The sequence below is a fragment of the Enterobacter sp. GER_MD16_1505_Eko_090 genome (genome assembly GCF_003331015.1).
In the GTDB taxonomy this organism is placed as follows: Bacteria; Pseudomonadota; Gammaproteobacteria; order Enterobacterales; family Enterobacteriaceae; genus Enterobacter; species Enterobacter roggenkampii.
Genome location: NZ_PUQF01000011.1, coordinates 16589 through 31748 on the forward strand (window position 1 = coordinate 16589; position 15160 = coordinate 31748).

At 54.0% G+C, this 15160-nt stretch carries 16 protein-coding genes, 3 tRNA genes and 1 pseudogene; 9 read left to right on the forward strand and 11 right to left on the reverse strand.

The features are described 5' to 3' along the window. The first annotated feature begins 213 nt into the window (after positions 1-213). Positions 214-936, forward strand: coding sequence for a transcriptional regulator SdiA (gene sdiA / locus C6A40_RS13590; RefSeq protein ID WP_008500344.1), 723 nt, complete (start codon positions 214-216; stop codon positions 934-936). A 66-nt stretch (positions 937-1002) separates the two neighbouring features. On the opposite strand, the gene C6A40_RS13595 is transcribed toward sdiA, so the two are convergent. After that, positions 1003-1227, reverse strand: coding sequence for a DUF2594 family protein (locus C6A40_RS13595; RefSeq protein ID WP_008500345.1), 225 nt, complete (start codon positions 1225-1227; stop codon positions 1003-1005). A gap of 25 nt (positions 1228-1252) precedes the next feature. Then, positions 1253-1321, reverse strand: a pseudogene (locus tag C6A40_RS25610) (hypothetical protein); the annotation flags it as partial. A 370-nt stretch (positions 1322-1691) separates the two neighbouring features. Here C6A40_RS25610 and uvrY point away from each other — a divergent pair. From uvrY to C6A40_RS13630, 7 genes are all read left to right on the forward strand, one after another. After that, positions 1692-2348, forward strand: coding sequence for a UvrY/SirA/GacA family response regulator transcription factor (gene uvrY / locus C6A40_RS13600; protein WP_008500346.1), 657 nt, complete (start codon positions 1692-1694; stop codon positions 2346-2348). Beyond that, on the forward strand, positions 2345-4177 hold the full coding sequence (uvrC, locus tag C6A40_RS13605; RefSeq protein WP_008500347.1) for an excinuclease ABC subunit UvrC: 1833 nt from the start codon (positions 2345-2347) through the stop codon (positions 4175-4177). The genes uvrY and uvrC overlap by 4 nt, the downstream gene beginning before the upstream one ends. 56 nt (positions 4178-4233) lie before the next feature. Continuing rightward, positions 4234-4782 (forward strand): CDP-diacylglycerol--glycerol-3-phosphate 3-phosphatidyltransferase, encoded by a 549-nt coding sequence (gene pgsA, locus C6A40_RS13610; protein ID WP_008500348.1) that lies wholly within the window; start codon positions 4234-4236, stop codon positions 4780-4782. 152 nt (positions 4783-4934) lie between these two features. Continuing rightward, positions 4935-5010 (forward strand) — tRNA-Gly (locus C6A40_RS13615). 46 nt (positions 5011-5056) lie between these two features. Then, positions 5057-5130 (forward strand) — tRNA-Cys (locus C6A40_RS13620). 11 nt (positions 5131-5141) lie between these two features. Continuing rightward, positions 5142-5228: transfer RNA gene (locus tag C6A40_RS13625), tRNA-Leu, on the forward strand. Between the two features lie 302 nt (positions 5229-5530). Further along, positions 5531-6208, forward strand: a complete 678-nt coding sequence (locus C6A40_RS13630; RefSeq protein WP_045335076.1) for a DUF2076 domain-containing protein — start codon at positions 5531-5533, stop codon at positions 6206-6208. Positions 6209-6326: 118 nt separating this feature from the next. Here the strand turns inward: C6A40_RS13630 and C6A40_RS13635 are convergent, their stop codons facing one another. The 8 genes from C6A40_RS13635 to C6A40_RS13670 form a co-directional block, all read right to left on the reverse strand. After that, the gene (locus C6A40_RS13635) at positions 6327-6566 is read right to left on the reverse strand and encodes a hypothetical protein (protein ID WP_023325544.1); all 240 of its coding nucleotides are present in this window, start codon (positions 6564-6566) and stop codon (positions 6327-6329) included. Beyond that, complete coding sequence (locus tag C6A40_RS13640) at positions 6563-7042, reverse strand: DUF2778 domain-containing protein (protein ID WP_047074080.1); 480 nt, start codon at positions 7040-7042, stop codon at positions 6563-6565. Before C6A40_RS13640 ends, C6A40_RS13635 begins: the two co-directional genes overlap by 4 nt. Then, positions 7039-7530: an Hcp family type VI secretion system effector gene (locus C6A40_RS13645; protein WP_008500392.1), complete on the reverse strand. Its 492-nt coding sequence runs from the start codon at positions 7528-7530 to the stop codon at positions 7039-7041. Before C6A40_RS13645 ends, C6A40_RS13640 begins: the two co-directional genes overlap by 4 nt. Positions 7531-7679: 149 nt before the next feature. Further along, positions 7680-8402: an ABC transporter ATP-binding protein gene (locus tag C6A40_RS13650; protein ID WP_045335074.1), complete on the reverse strand. Its 723-nt coding sequence runs from the start codon at positions 8400-8402 to the stop codon at positions 7680-7682. Further along, positions 8399-9274, reverse strand: a complete 876-nt coding sequence (locus tag C6A40_RS13655) for an ATP-binding cassette domain-containing protein (RefSeq protein ID WP_021240464.1) — start codon at positions 9272-9274, stop codon at positions 8399-8401. The genes C6A40_RS13650 and C6A40_RS13655 overlap by 4 nt, the downstream gene beginning before the upstream one ends. Next, the gene (gene livM / locus C6A40_RS13660; RefSeq protein ID WP_045335072.1) at positions 9271-10545 is read right to left on the reverse strand and encodes a high-affinity branched-chain amino acid ABC transporter permease LivM; all 1275 of its coding nucleotides are present in this window, start codon (positions 10543-10545) and stop codon (positions 9271-9273) included. The genes C6A40_RS13655 and livM overlap by 4 nt, the downstream gene beginning before the upstream one ends. 11 nt (positions 10546-10556) lie before the next feature. Next, complete coding sequence (locus tag C6A40_RS13665) at positions 10557-11471, reverse strand: ABC transporter permease subunit (RefSeq protein ID WP_008500397.1); 915 nt, start codon at positions 11469-11471, stop codon at positions 10557-10559. A 99-nt stretch (positions 11472-11570) separates the two neighbouring features. Continuing rightward, complete coding sequence (locus C6A40_RS13670) at positions 11571-12692, reverse strand: branched-chain amino acid ABC transporter substrate-binding protein (RefSeq protein WP_045335065.1); 1122 nt, start codon at positions 12690-12692, stop codon at positions 11571-11573. A gap of 424 nt (positions 12693-13116) precedes the next feature. Here C6A40_RS13670 and C6A40_RS13675 point away from each other — a divergent pair, with 424 nt between their 5' ends. Then, complete coding sequence (locus C6A40_RS13675) at positions 13117-13785, forward strand: YecA/YgfB family protein (protein ID WP_023293977.1); 669 nt, start codon at positions 13117-13119, stop codon at positions 13783-13785. A 33-nt stretch (positions 13786-13818) separates the two neighbouring features. Here the strand turns inward: C6A40_RS13675 and tyrP are convergent, their stop codons facing one another. Beyond that, complete coding sequence (gene tyrP / locus C6A40_RS13680; RefSeq protein ID WP_045335063.1) at positions 13819-15030, reverse strand: tyrosine transporter TyrP; 1212 nt, start codon at positions 15028-15030, stop codon at positions 13819-13821. Positions 15031-15160 lie beyond the last annotated feature (130 nt).

Here is a 15160-nt window from a genome sequence, read left to right on the forward strand (position 1 = left end):
CACGCATTTGCTCCAGAAATTGACTCTGGAGCAAATTATTCTCCCTCTGCGCGAGGGCTTCTGTTTTTTTATTCCATCCAGATCGGATAAACCTTATCGATAGTAAAGTTAATTGTGCTATTGCCGATATTTTGTGGCTAGAAAAAAGTTTTATGTGTTAGCTTATATTCACCATAATAATGATTATCTGTTCAGAGGCTTCATTTAGTAAGTATGAAGGATTTAGACTTTTTCACCTGGCGACGGGATTGCTCCCTCCGGTTTCAGGAATTGACCTGTGCCGCCGAGGTATATCAGGAGCTGGAGCGACAAACTCAGGCGCTGGAATTCGATTATTACGCGCTCTGCGTGCGCCATCCCGTGCCATTTACCCGCCCTAAGATCTCCCTGCAAACCACTTACCCAAAGTTGTGGATGGCGCAATATCAATCCGCGAACTATTTCGCGATTGATCCGGTTTTAAAACCGGAGAATTTCATTCAGGGCCATCTCCCCTGGACAGATGCATTATTCGCCGAGGCGCAGGAATTATGGCACAGCGCCCAGGATCACGGTTTACGCTCGGGAATAACGCAGTGCCTGATGCTGCCAAATCATGCGCTTGGTTTCCTGTCAGTGTCTCGTACGCGTGTACAGGAAGGGCCATTAGCCCATGAAGAAATAGAGCTGCGGTTGCAAATGCTGGTGCAAATGGCCTTAACCTCGCTGATGCGTTTTGACGATGAGATGGTCATGCCGCCGGAAATGAAATTCAGCAAGCGCGAGCGTGAAATTCTGAAATGGACTGCGGAAGGGAAGACGTCAGCGGAAATAGCGATCATTCTCTCGATCTCAGAGAATACCGTTAACTTCCATCAGAAGAATATGCAGAAGAAATTCAACGCGCCCAACAAGACGCAGATCGCGTGCTATGCGGCGGCAACGGGACTGATTTGACGCAGTAAAACGTTCTGCGTGACAGACGAGCGAACGGCTGAATGCACTGCATCCAGCCGTTTTTTGTTACTGACGGTACGCTTGCTTGATTTGCTTAACGGTGTTAGCAAATACCGCTGATTCAGCCTGGTCTTCCATCTCCGCGATTTGTTTTTCCATTTTAATGATCACACGACCGGCATCAGCCTGGCCCATCGCCTGCAGCATCAGCGTTAGCAGCGCTTTCAGGCAGTTTACTTCCTGTGCCAGTTCCTGGTTATTCTCCGCAGTGGCAAATTCAGGTGTGCTCATTTATTTTCCTCATTATTAAACGGCGCTAAAGCGCGACGACGAAAGTCAAGGCGGCGGAGTATACCACAAGCTGAAGCAAAAAATGCAGCGGTTGTTTTTCGTACTTTTACGCTGATGTTTAATTGCGTAAACAGATCGTACCGGTAAACTCATTCCGCTAATGATTATTAATTGTTTAGGTCGGGTTCGCTTGCCGTTAATTATTGTTACAAAAAGTTGAACCCTGTTTTTGCGCAGGTTAAGCCAGCCCGTTTTTTGTAACTTTTTGAATACAGATGGTTAAAAAAAGCTGCAAGAGCCCTGAATGCACGGGCTCTCTTTCCACCGCCTGTACAGCCTAATTTCCAAAAACGAGAGCAAAATCGAATAGCCGGTTTTTTAACGTTTTAATCTTGTCAGGAAAACCGTTAATATAAACCAAATTATCACACAGTAGCGTTATCCCTATTCTGGAGACATTTCCTTTGATCAACGTCCTTCTTGTTGATGACCACGAACTGGTGCGCGCAGGGATACGACGCATTCTTGAAGATATTAAAGGTATTAAAGTTGCCGGTGAGGCATGCTGTGGCGAAGATGCGGTAAAATGGTGCCGTACCCACTCCGCCGATGTGGTGCTGATGGATATGAACATGCCCGGTATCGGTGGTCTTGAAGCAACACGCAAAATCGCGCGTACCTTTGTAGACACTAAAGTCATCATGCTGACGGTGCATACCGAAAATCCACTGCCCGCGAAAGTGATGCAGGCGGGGGCCGCGGGTTACCTGAGTAAAGGTGCTGCACCGCAGGAAGTCGTCAATGCTATCCGTTCCGTGTTTGCCGGACAGCGTTATATTGCATCCGACATCGCTCAGCAGATGGCGCTGAGTCAGATCGAGCCCGAGAAAACCGAATCACCCTTTGCCAGTTTGTCCGAGCGTGAATTGCAGATTATGCTGATGATCACCAAAGGTCAGAAGGTGAATGAGATCTCGGAACAGCTGAATCTCAGCCCGAAAACGGTAAACAGCTATCGTTATCGGATGTTCAGTAAACTGAACATTCATGGTGACGTCGAACTGACGCATCTGGCCATCCGACATGGTTTGTGTAATGCGGAGACGTTGTTAAGTCAGTGAGTGATGTGTTCGATTCAAAAGCATTTCTGAAAACCGTAACCAGCCAGCCTGGCGTCTATCGCATGTATGACGCTGGCGGTACGGTTATCTATGTGGGGAAGGCAAAAGATCTTAAAAAACGCCTTTCCAGCTATTTTCGCAGCAACCTGGCCTCCCGTAAGACCGAAGCGCTGGTCTCACTCATCCAGAATATTGATGTCACCGTCACGCATACGGAGACAGAAGCGCTGCTGCTTGAGCACAACTATATTAAGCTCTACCAGCCGCGCTACAACGTCCTGCTGCGTGATGATAAATCCTATCCGTTCATCTTTCTGAGCGGAGACACCCATCCGCGCCTCGCTATGCACCGTGGTGCAAAACATGCGAAGGGTGAATATTTCGGGCCGTTCCCCAACGGCTATGCCGTGCGAGAAACGCTGGCGCTGCTGCAAAAAATCTTCCCGATCCGCCAGTGTGAAAACAGCGTTTACCGTAACCGTTCGCGCCCGTGCCTGCAGTACCAGATTGGCCGCTGCCTGGGACCGTGCGTGGCCGGGCTGGTGAGTGAAGAAGAGTATGCCCAGCAGGTGGAGTATGTGCGCCTGTTCTTAGCCGGCAAGGACGATCAGGTGTTAACGCAGCTGATCGCGCGGATGGAAAAAGCCAGCGCCGCACTCGAGTTCGAAGAGGCCGCGCGTATCCGCGATCAAATCCAGGCGGTGCGCAGAGTCACGGAGAAACAGTTTGTCTCAAATACCGGTGACGATCTCGACGTCATCGGCGTGGCCTTTGACGCCGGAATGGCCTGCGTGCACGTGCTGTTTATTCGCCAGGGCAAAGTGCTCGGCAGCCGCAGCTATTTCCCGAAAGTGCCTGGCGGTACCGAACTGGGCGAAGTGGTGGAAACCTTTGTCGGCCAGTTCTATCTGCAGGGTAGCCAGATGCGCACGCTGCCTTCTGAAATCCTGCTCGATTTTAATCTTGACGATAAAACCCTGCTGGCCGATTCGCTCTCTGAACTGGCGGGGCGCCGGGTCAATGTACAAACCAAACCGCGCGGCGATCGCGCGCGCTATCTGAAGCTGGCGCGGACCAACGCGGCAACGGCGCTGAGCACGAAGCTGTCGCAGCAGTCGACGGTGCACCAGCGTTTAACGGCCCTGGCGGCGCTGCTGAAGCTGCCGGAAGTGAAACGGATGGAGTGTTTCGACATCAGCCATACGATGGGTGAACAGACGGTCGCGTCCTGCGTGGTGTTTGATGCTAACGGTCCGCTGCGCGCCGAGTATCGCCGCTATAACATCACCGGCATCACGCCGGGCGATGACTATGCGGCGATGAATCAGGTGCTGCGTCGTCGCTATGGTAAAGCCATAGAAGAGAGCAAGATCCCGGATGTGATCCTGATTGACGGTGGGAAAGGGCAGCTCGGCCAGGCGAAAGCGGTATTTGAATCGCTTGATGTCAGCTGGGATAAAAACCATCCGCTGCTGCTGGGCGTCGCAAAAGGGGCCGATCGTAAGGCCGGTCTGGAGACACTGTTCTTCGAGCCGGAAGGTGAGGGCTTCAGCCTGCCGCCGGACTCTCCGGCGCTGCACGTCATCCAGCATATTCGCGATGAATCGCACGATCACGCTATCAGCGGTCACCGCAAAAAACGGGCGAAGGTGAAAAACACCAGCTCACTCGAGACGATCGAAGGCGTGGGGCCAAAACGTCGCCAGATGCTGCTGAAGTATATGGGCGGATTGCAAGGATTACTCAACGCCAGCATGGAGGAAATTGCAAAAGTGCCGGGTATTTCGCAAGGGCTGGCAGAAAAGATCTACTACTCGTTGAAACATTGAGGGCTCTGTAGCAACATAGAGCTAAATTTTACTGACAACAAATAGTTACCGTCACTATGCAATATAACATCCCTACGTTGCTCACTCTTTTTCGTGTCGTACTCATCCCGTTCTTTGTGCTGGCGTTTTACCTGCCGGTTGTCTGGGCACCCTTTGCCTGCGCATTGATCTTCCTTATTGCAGCGGTAACAGACTGGTTTGATGGTTACCTGGCGCGCCGCTGGAATCAAAGCACCCGTTTTGGCGCCTTCCTCGATCCGGTGGCGGATAAGGTGATGGTTGCTATCGCCATGGTTCTGGTGGCCGAGCACTATCACACCTGGTGGGTGACGCTGCCTGCGGCAACCATGATCGGCCGTGAGATTATTATCTCTGCGCTGCGCGAGTGGATGGCGGAACTGGGGAAACGCAGCAGCGTGGCGGTCTCGTGGATTGGTAAAGTGAAAACGACGGCGCAGATGGCGGCGCTGGTTTGGATGCTCTGGCGTCCGAACGCCTGGGTTGAGTGGGCGGGGATTGGTCTCCTGTGGGTGGCGGCAGTGCTGACGCTGTGGTCAATGCTGCAATATTTGAACGCTGCGCGCGGGGATTTGCTTGATCAGTGATCGTTTCGCCGTAATTTTCAGCAAACGATCCGGGGATGCAAAAAATAACGTTGACTCATAACGTCATATCAGTAGAATGCAACGCATCGAACGGTGGCACAGCAAGCCGGACGATAATGAAATCAAGTGGTTAGACATTTACTTGATGACATGCGGGAATAGCTCAGTTGGTAGAGCACGACCTTGCCAAGGTCGGGGTCGCGAGTTCGAGTCTCGTTTCCCGCTCCAGATTAAAGACATGCGCAACAGCGGGTGTCAGTTTGAAAAGTTTTACGGCGCGTTAGCAAAGCGGTTATGTAGCGGATTGCAAATCCGTTTAGTCCGGTTCGACTCCGGAACGCGCCTCCACTTTCTTCCCTGGCCGGATGGTGGAATCGGTAGACACAAGGGATTTAAAATCCCTCGGCGTTCGCGCTGTGTGGGTTCAAGTCCCACTCCGGCTACCATGGGAAACAAAGAATAATCAAAGCAATAAGCAGTGTCGTGAAACCACCGAAAGGTGGTTTTTTTGTGCCTCCAGTTTAGCGCGAAGTGAGCGTATCTCATCGTCATCACGATCGTGCTGTGCCCGGAAATTTGCTGCCATACCAGAACGTTAAGCCTAACTCTCTAATATCAAGCCCGGGAAGCAGGGCGATTTTCAGCTAACCTGCAACCAATCTTAAACAAACATTTCACTCACCAGACACAGGTTGCCGCTGCTGATAAGCTGGTTGGTATCCACCCTGGAGAGCGGAAGGTTATTGTCATGCAATATGAAGAACAGCAGCTTATCAACGGCCTATTCGAGCGTCTTAAACAGGCCGGACAACAAAACAGCCAACGGGATGCAGATGCAGAGCGTCAGATCGCTGAATTTGTCAGGCAGCAGCCTGCGGCCCCCTACTATATGGCGCAGTCGATTTTGATTCAGGAAGCGGCGCTGAAACGTCTGCAGGCCCGGGTTCAGGAGCTTGAAAGCGAATTAGCCGCGCAAAAAAGCAAACCCTCGACGGGCGGCAGCTTCCTCGGCGGCCTGTTTGGTGGCGGGAAAAGTAACCCGCAGCCTGACAACAGCTGGAATGCCCAGCCGCAACAGCCGCCGGCGCAGGATTACTCTCGGGCGCCAGCGCCAGCTACTCGCGGCGGCGGTTTTATGGCTGGCGCGCTCCAGACAGCCGCTGGCGTGGCCGGTGGCATCGCGCTTGCCGAGATGCTTACCAGCATGTTCCATCAGTCGCGGCCGGAAGAGATCGTGAACATCATCGAAGAACCGACAATGCCCGTCGGTGGTGAACCGTTTGTCGGTAATCAATACGGCGACGTTAATAACGTCTCTGACACCCGTTTCCTCAACCAGAACGATCCGTTCGGCAGTAATAACGATGCCTGGCAGAACGACGATGTAGATGACGACTACAGCAATGACGACGACAGTTTTATTTAACGACGTTATCGTGTCACCATCGAAATGAAGTTAACCCTGAAAGTTGGGTATCCAACTTTCGGGGTTTTGCGTTTCCGGGTCAAAAAAGCCTTCGAGGCTAAGCCTGAAGGCTCATAAATCACATTCTTTTTACTGCTTTTCTTACTAACAAACCTGTAAGAATTGCCGGAAGCAATCCAAACAAAGAGGCGATATCGACTAACGTATCCTCCAGTTCTTCTATCCCGTATGTCCCGAAATGGTCCATCACGGCATAAGCCCATTCGACAGGTATCAAAATAAAAAGCCAGCGCGTATATAAAAGAAAACTGATAAGACCGATTGCAAGGCTGAAGGTGATTTCTATAAAAGTCCTCATGTTACTGTTATTGTCCCGTAAGCTTTAAAGCTCGTGCAAGGTACCGGCATCATAGTTGTTTTCATAAGAGCTTCGTACAAGTAATCAAAGTCACTCAGATGAAGAAGGGTTATACAGCCTTCGCTTAACCCTCTTGGTCCTATCGGATGGAGGCGGAAATGGCCACGCCGGACACCTTCAACAAATACTTGATCATCTATCTGCCAGTCATCTTTGTATAAGGCAAACCATTTTGAGCGATCGGTGCCATAAATATTTTTCAGGGCAAAATCACTTAGTCCTCCGAGCCTGCCTCCGCTCTGTCGGTTCACGATGAAGTAACGTCCTGGCGGGATAGGTCCGATTTCTGGTTTGCTTGCCATAGTCGGATTGTTTCTGCCATAGAGCTGGCCTGAGAATGCCGGAAAGTTTCCTATACCCGGAACGGTAAGAATAGATGACGGTAAGCCATTCAATGCATAGCGAGCAATAATCATGCTGTAACCCGAATATTCCAGCCGTCAGTAAACTGGATATTCCCGTCGCAGTGCTTCCATGTGATTCTCTCATAACGCAGTTCTATCGCCTCAAGGTGATTGTGTTTTTCCATTGAGGGATTTTTTACGTTATGCATTACAGGCGTTATCCCTACGATTTTCACATTTTCTAAAAGCATGTTGAAATACTCAACTTCCTGCCCTGCATCGTTGATACGGTACCATTTGATTTCAGCTGACTTTAGGGTCTGGCCAGTTGCTACAGCCCGGTAAAGGTAAGGCGAGGATGAATCAAACTCTTTTTCGATTGTTAGTGGGGAGTGGACGCGGGTACCGGTTAGTTTCCCTGTATTGCCATCGGTTGGAATGTGTAAACCATGGCCAAACGATAAAACCTCAATGCTACCTTCACGGTGCTGAACATCTACAGAACCTGTAATATTCGCACCTCCGTCATCTTTGAGCCATAAATATGCGGGTATAGCCATTCTGAACGCTCCTTTTCAGTGAGTTTGACGTGATTGTCAAAGACTAATAAATCAACAAACTCAGGCCTTCTCAAGGCATTGCGTGCTATACTTTTCGTGAATATCTCATTGTTATTTATATGAAAATATTTCTAATGGTTCCTTAGGTATCAAATCACACCCCCGCCCAAATACGCCTTTCTCACTTCCTGATTCCCCAGCAATTCCTCACCGCTGCCGCTCAGCCGGATCTGTCCGTTCACCATCACATACCCGCGGTCAGACAGCTTCAACGCATGGTGCGCATTTTGCTCCACCAGAAAAATGGTCATACCGCTGCGGGCCAGCTCGCGCAGCGTCTGGAAGATCTGCTTCACCACAATCGGGGCTAAGCCCAGGCTGGGCTCATCCAGCAGCAGCAGCTTTGGACGGCTCATCAGCGCCCGGGCGATCGCCAGCATCTGCTGTTCCCCGCCGGACATGGTCATCGCGCGCTGCTTGCGCCGCTCTTTAAGGCGAGGGAAAAGGTCAAACATGGTTTGCATGTCTTCAGCCGCAAACTGATTGCCGATGGGAATGGTCCCCATCAGCAGGTTCTCTTCCACGGTCATATCGGGGAAGATTCGTCGCCCCTCCGGTGCCTGCGCAATGCCGCCGGACGCAACGTAGTGGGTGGATTGATGGCTGATATCTTCACCACAGAACAGGATCTGCCCGCTGCGGATACGGGGTTGACCAAAGATGGACATCAGCAATGTCGATTTACCCGCACCGTTTGCGCCAATCAGCGCCACGGTTTCCCCCTTATTCACCTCAAGAGAGACCTGCTTCAGCGCCTGAATGACGCCGTAAAACACATCCACCTCGCGAAAAGCCAGCAGCGGTTCGCTCATAGGGAGACCTCGCTTTCATCCGTGCCCAGGTAGGCGGCAATGACCTTTTCATCATGCTGGATCTGCTCGGGTTTCCCCCTGGCAATCACATCGCCGTGGTCGAGCACGATAATGTCGTCCGAAATGTCCATCACCATCCCCATATCATGCTCAATCAGCAATACCGTGATGTCATGATGATCCCGCAGAAAGCGAATAATGCCGCTCAGCTTGTGCGTTTCAACCGGGTTAAGCCCGGCGGCGGGTTCATCCAGACAGATCATTTCCGGCCCGGTACACATTGCCCGCGCGATTTCCAGTCGCCGCTGCTGGCCGTACGACATCTCTCCCGCCAGGCGATTGGCGCACTCCACCAGATCCACCACTTCCAGCCAGTAGAAGGCTCTGTCCAGGGCGTCGCTTTCCGCCCGCCGGTATGCCGGCGTATTTAAGATCCCGGCGAGCAGATTACGGTTAACGCGCATATGCTGCGCGACCAGTAGGTTTTCCACGACCGACATCTCGCGAAAAAGACGGATATTTTGAAACGTGCGCGCCAGCCCGGCACGGTTGACCAGGTGGGTTCCGCCGAACATTTTGTAGAAAAGACGCTGCCCGAACTGCGCGGGGTTAATCCAGTCGCCGGGCTGGAATTTTTGCCCGAGGACCTGAATCACGTTGGTCGTTTTATGGCGGGTATTAAACAAAATGTTGCCGCCGGAGGCTCTGTAGAAGCCCGTCAGGCAGTTAAACACGGTTGTTTTTCCCGCCCCGTTGGGGCCAATCAGGGCGGTAATGGAGCCGCGCTGCACGTCCAGGTTGACGTCGTTTAGCGCCTTAATCCCGCCAAAATGCATCATCAGATGCTCAACGCGTAATATCGTTTCGTTCATGGTGCGACGCCCTTACGCACGGCAAACCCGCTGCGGTTAATGCGGATCAAACCGCGTGGACGCCAGATCATCATCACCACCATCAGCATGCCAAACAGCAGGACGCGGTACTCGGCAAAACTGCGCAGCAGCTCCGGCGTTACCGTGAGCACAAAGGCGGCCAGCACTACGCCCAGCGTCGAGCCCATCCCGCCCAGCACCACAATGGCGAGGATCAGCGCCGATTCAAAGAAGGTAAAGGAGGTTGGATTCACGAACCCCTGATAGGTGGCGAAGAACACCCCGGCAATGCCTGCGGTGGACGCGCCCAGCGTAAAGGCGGAAAGCTTAACCAAAACATGATTCAACCCCATTGAGCGGCAGGCAATTTCGTCTTCGCGCAGGGCTTCCCACGCCCGACCAATCGGCATGCGCGTCAGGCGGTGCTTGATGTAAAGCACCAGCATCACCACCAGAAACAGCACCGCGTAGATAAAGATAAACTTCATGTTCGGGTTGTAGGTCAGGTGGAAAAACTCGTGGAAGGGCACGCCGCCTTCTTTTGCGCGTCGCCCAAACTCAAGACCGAAAAAGGTGGGGGGTGGGGCCGACACGCCGTTGGGGCCGCCGGTGAAGGTCAGCCAGTTGTTCAGTATCAGGCGAATGATCTCCCCGAAGCCGAGGGTGACGATGGCCAGATAGTCACCGTGCATGCGCAGTACCGGGAAGCCGAGCAGGGCACCTGCGGCAGCGGCCATGATTGCCGCGAGCGGCAGCATGCTCCAGAAGCCCAGGCCGAGATACTGGTATCCCAGCGCCAGGCCGTACGCACCAATCGCATAGAACGCGACATACCCCAGATCCAGCAGACCGGCCAGGCCCACGACGATGTTCAGCCCCAGACCGAGAAGCACGTAGATCAGCCCCAGAATGGCGACGGTCAGAACATACTTGGTGGCGACAAACGGAAAGCAAATCGCAAGGGTAATCACCAGGGGAATAATCCAGCGCATGCGGCTTTTGTATTCCGGGGGGCGGACATATACGCCCGCGCTATCGGCCTCGAAGCGCGCCTGGAAGCGGGCCCCGGCAGCGGTACCTAAAAAAGCGCTCAGCAGAAAACGCCCCGACATGACGATACCCACCATCCAGGCCAGGCGCTGCCCGGCGAAGGTAAAGCTGTACCCGTCCAGCACCACACCTGCAATGGGGCCGAAGATAATCAGCGCAATCAGCCCGGAGAAAATCGCGTCCAGAATGCAGCGTTTAAGTGAAAAACCGTGTGACGTCATCATTGTCTCCCTCACACTTTGGCCACAATCGGGCGCCCGAGCAGCCCCTGAGGGCGGAAAATCAGGATCATCACCAGCAGGCCAAACGAGAAGACGTCTTTATAGTCCGAGTTCACCATGCCCGAGAACTGCGCTTCCGCCACGCCCAGGATAAGGCCGCCGAGCATGGCGCCGGGGAGGGAACCTATGCCGCCCAGTACCGCCGCCGTGAAAGCTTTAATGCCGATCACGAACCCGACGTAGAAATCAAAGGTGCCGTAATTCATGGTGATCAGCACCCCCGCCAGGCCCGCCATCGCCGCGCCGATGACGAAGACCAGCGAAATAATCCGGTCGGTGTTAATCCCCAGAATGGAGGCCATTTTGCGATCCTGCTGCACCGCACGGCACATCCGCCCCAGCCGGGTACGGTTGATTATCCAGGTGAGCACCAGCATGCCGGCAAACGAGGCCACCAGAATAAACACTTTGGTGTAGGTTATCTGCACGAACCCTTCGCCCAGATGCAGGCGAATCACGCCGTCCAGCATGGTCGGTACCCCTTGCTGGCGCGGGCCCTGGCTCAGCTGCGCGTAGTTTTGCAGGATAAGCGATATCCCGATGGCGGAGATCAGCGGTGCCAGGCGCGTGGAGTTGCGCAGCGGCTTATAGGCGATACGCTCGATGGTCCAGCCGTACACCCCGGTGACCACAATGGTGAACACCAGCGTGCCGAGGATCAGCAGCGGGAAGGACTGCAGGCCGAAGAACGAGAGCAGCGCCAGGCCAATGGCGCAGAGATAGGCGGAAATCATATACACTTCGCCGTGGGCGAAATTAATCATGCCGATAATGCCGTACACCATGGTGTAGCCGATGGCGATCAGGCCGTAGACGGAACCCAGCGTTAAGCCATTGATTAACTGTTGCAGGAAGAATGTACTCATTTTAGCGCGCTCGTTTTATAGGCTGCGCGAGCCGCGCAGCCTGATGTTTATTACGCGCCGACGGGCGAGCCCATCGACGTTGAGCGTGACTCCGTCCCGTTACTCCACTTCCTTATATTTTCCTTTGTCGTCCCACTGGTAAACCACGTAGTCAGAGACTTTCAGATCGCCTTTGCTGTCCCAGGCTTTTTTGCCCATCACCGTGTCGACGGAATTGGCCTTCAGCCACTCGCTGGCTTTGGCAGAGTCCTTGCCGCCGGTGGCCTTGAAGGCCGCGGCAATCGCCTGTACCGAGGCGTAGGAGTAGAGGGTGTAACCTTCCGGCTCGAATTTACCGGCGCGGAATTTCTCGATTACCGCTTTGCCGTCCGGGATCAGGCGCGGATCTTTACCGAAGGTCATGTAAATGCCATTGGTATATTGCGGGCCGCCCGCCGCGGTCACCATCTCTTCGTTGACGATACAGTCCCCGGAGAAGAATTTCGCCTGCACGCCCTGCTCACGCATCTGGCGAACCAGCGGGCCGGCTTCCGGATGACAGCCACCGAAGAACACGACGTCCGGTTTTTGCGCGCCGATCTTAGTGACCAGCGCGTTAAAGTCTTTTTCACCGCGGGATAACCCCTCGTACATCACATCCTGAACCCCGCGTTTCGCCAGCGCCGCTTTGGTGGCGTCAGCCAGGCCCTGACCATAGGTGTCTTTATCGTGAATAATCACCACCCGTTTGGCTTTCAGCTTGTCGATGATGAAGTCGCTGGCCACCTGGCCCTGCTGGTCATCGCGGCCGCACATACGGAACATGTCGCTCATGCCGCGTTCGGTAATCAGGGGGTTGGTTGAACCGGGGGTAATAGCGATGATCCCCGCATCGCTGTAAACCTCGGTGGCGGGCATGGTGGAAGAGGAGCAGAAATGACCGACCACGGCGTTGACTTTATCCTGGTCGACTAAGCGGTTGGCCACCGCCACCGCCTGCTTAGGCTCGCAGGCGTCATCCCCCTGAACCAGTTTGATCTTTTCGCCGTTAATGCCGCCGGCGGCGTTAATGTCTTCAGCGGCCTGCGTTGCGCCGTGCCAGTATTGATCGCCATAGGTGGCATTAGGACCCGTGAACGGCCCGGCCACGCCAATCACGATATCTGCCCTGGCGGAAAACGCCGTCACAAGGCAACCGGCCAACACGAGAGAAAGCGGAGTTCTGATAAATTTCAGCGACATTATTATGTTCCTTAGCAAAGAGGTTTTTGCACCACGGCGTAAACCCGAACGCCCGACGGCGCAGCCAATCCGAAACACGAGCAAGAACAAAATGCACTAAACGAACAAGATACAGACGGCATCCTGCATATACGGCGAGGTTTCCCTGCGCAGCGTCGCGCGAAGAACATTAAGCAAAAACGTTGCCAGAATGGTTAAGCCATTGACGGGCCTGTGACATGTTTGAGTATAGAGCGCCGCGTTATGCCGCCTTGCGGGAGGAGAAGAAATTACAGCGGAGATCACATATCGTTAACAATAAAGCCCATAAGTTGTGCAAAGGTCACGATTTGCACGTTTTTGCAGCAATAAAGACCTAAACTTCAGCCCGGAGAGGCGTGAGATATGTGTTAGGATCGTTTCCTTTTTATCAGGAGTGTCAGCGATGACTGAAGGCCCATTAAATGAAAGCGAAATGGCGTGGCTTGAAGAGACGTTAATGTCTTACGGTCATGACGATGCGTCCGTGCTTGACGTGTCTGAACTGGACGGCATGTTTACCGCAGTGCTTTCCGGTCCTGTTGTCGTTGAGCCAGATACCTGGCTGGTGGCGGTGTGGGGTGGCGAGAAATACATTCCGCGCTGGAAAAACGATCGCGAGATGAACCGTTTTATCGATCTTTGCTTTAAGCATATGAACGATATTGCCGAGCGCCTGAGCGAATATCCGGACCAGTTTGAACCGATGTTTGGCTATAACGACATTGACGGTGAGAGCTATACCGTGGTGGAAGAGTGGTGCTACGGCTACATGCGCGGCGTGGCGCTGACGGACTGGTCAGCCTTGCCGGACGAGCTGAAGGCCGATCTGGATGTGATTGCGCTGCACGGTAGCGAAGAGATCGGCGACCAGCTGGATGAATTGACCGAAGAAGAATATACCGCCAGCATTGAACGTATTCAGCCTGCGGCGCTGCGCTTGTATAACTACTGGGTGAACAATCCGCAGCAGCCGGAGGTGAAGAAGCCGATGGTGAACGGCACGAAGGTTGGGCGTAACGATCCGTGTCCTTGCGGCAGCGGGAAGAAGTTCAAGAGCTGCTGTTTGCACTGATAAAAAAGGGGCTGATGACAGCCCCTTTTTTCATTAACCCACTTCCGGCAGCATTCCCGCCGCAATCAGTACCTGCACCAGAATAATCACCACCCCACAGCCAAACACAATGCACAGCAGCGGTTTTCCGCCCGCCACGCGGTAACCCTGCTGCGGATGCTGCTGGCGGCTCTTCCACGCCAGCAGGGAAGGGAGGAGCAGGGCAAGGACCGAGAGCGCCACCCCCGCATACCCCAGCGCCATTACAAACCCGCGTGGATAAAACAGCGCAAAGGCCAGCGGCGGCAGGAAGGTGATGGCCCCGGTCTGTAATCGTCCTGCGGCGGTATTGCGGCGCTGGAACAGGTCGGCCAGATAGTCAAACAGGCCAAGCGCCACGCCCAGAAACGAGGTTGCCAGCGCCAGGTCGGCAAAGAGGTGTACCGCCAGCTCCACGTGCGGGGAGGTGACGACCTCGCGCAGCGCCAGCAGAAAACCGTTCAGGCCTGCGTGCTGTGCCATCAGGCCAATAAAGGTTGAAGCGTCGATGCTGCCCAGGGTCACCAGCTGCCAGAAAATGTAGGCAATCAGCGGGATCGCGCTGCCGATAACAAAGACGCGGCGCAGCTTGCGAATATCGCCGTTCATATAGCTGACGATGCTCGGCACGCTGCCGTGGAAGCCAAACGAGGTGAAAATGACCGGGATGGCGGAAAGCGCCAGCCCTTTTTCCAGCGGCAGCGTCAGCAGATTGACCTGATGAACATGCGGTGCCAGCAGGACCAGCATGACAATCAGGAACAGAATTTTGGCGCTGAACAGGAAACGGTTAAACAGATCCACCAGCGATGTGCCAACGCAGACCACGCCGCCGCCGATGAGCGCAAAGAAGATGGCGCCCGTCGCCGGGGTAATGTCAGAACCAAACCAGTCGTTAACGCTTGAGGCGATTAACTCCCCGGCCCCGCTGATGTAGGCGGCGGTCAGGGCGTACATCAGGAACATCATGCTGAAGCCGGTTATCCACTGGCCGTAGCGTCCCAGGTAGCGCGCCGCGAGAGAACCCAGACCGGTATCGGCGGGCACATGCTGGTAAACCTCAAGCAACAGCAGGGCGGTGTAGCACATCAGCGCCCAGAGCGTCCCCAGCAGCAGCAGGGTCATGCCAAATCCCACGCCCGCGGCTGCCAGAGGCATGGCCAGCATTCCTGCGCCAATCGTCGTTCCGGCGACGATAAAAATACTTCCCAGAGTTCTGTTTTTCACGCTTTCCTCTACAACGCTTCTTAACCGCGACAAAATCTGCGGCGCAGAGTAAGGGAAAAGCCGTAACTCGTCAAATCACCGTTACAAGCAGTGTAATGAATGCTTTACACATTATTGTTCCTCTGACCCT

Excerpts from the sequence above, each read along its gene's own strand:
- sdiA (WP_008500344.1), top strand. The coding sequence starts at position 214 with ATGAAGGATTTAGACTTTTTCACCTGGCGACGGGATTGCTCCCTCCGG.
- C6A40_RS13595 (WP_008500345.1), bottom strand. The coding sequence starts at position 1,227 with ATGAGCACACCTGAATTTGCCACTGCGGAGAATAACCAGGAACTGGCA.
- pgsA (WP_008500348.1), top strand. The coding sequence starts at position 4,234 with ATGCAATATAACATCCCTACGTTGCTCACTCTTTTTCGTGTCGTACTC.
- C6A40_RS13630 (WP_045335076.1), top strand. The coding sequence starts at position 5,531 with ATGCAATATGAAGAACAGCAGCTTATCAACGGCCTATTCGAGCGTCTT.
- C6A40_RS13635 (WP_023325544.1), bottom strand. The coding sequence starts at position 6,566 with ATGAGGACTTTTATAGAAATCACCTTCAGCCTTGCAATCGGTCTTATC.
- C6A40_RS13640 (WP_047074080.1), bottom strand. The coding sequence starts at position 7,042 with ATGATTATTGCTCGCTATGCATTGAATGGCTTACCGTCATCTATTCTT.
- C6A40_RS13645 (WP_008500392.1), bottom strand. The coding sequence starts at position 7,530 with ATGGCTATACCCGCATATTTATGGCTCAAAGATGACGGAGGTGCGAAT.
- C6A40_RS13650 (WP_045335074.1), bottom strand. The coding sequence starts at position 8,402 with ATGAGCGAACCGCTGCTGGCTTTTCGCGAGGTGGATGTGTTTTACGGC.
- C6A40_RS13655 (WP_021240464.1), bottom strand. The coding sequence starts at position 9,274 with ATGAACGAAACGATATTACGCGTTGAGCATCTGATGATGCATTTTGGC.
- livM (WP_045335072.1), bottom strand. The coding sequence starts at position 10,545 with ATGACGTCACACGGTTTTTCACTTAAACGCTGCATTCTGGACGCGATT.
- C6A40_RS13665 (WP_008500397.1), bottom strand. The coding sequence starts at position 11,471 with ATGAGTACATTCTTCCTGCAACAGTTAATCAATGGCTTAACGCTGGGT.
- C6A40_RS13670 (WP_045335065.1), bottom strand. The coding sequence starts at position 12,692 with ATGTCGCTGAAATTTATCAGAACTCCGCTTTCTCTCGTGTTGGCCGGT.
- C6A40_RS13675 (WP_023293977.1), top strand. The coding sequence starts at position 13,117 with ATGACTGAAGGCCCATTAAATGAAAGCGAAATGGCGTGGCTTGAAGAG.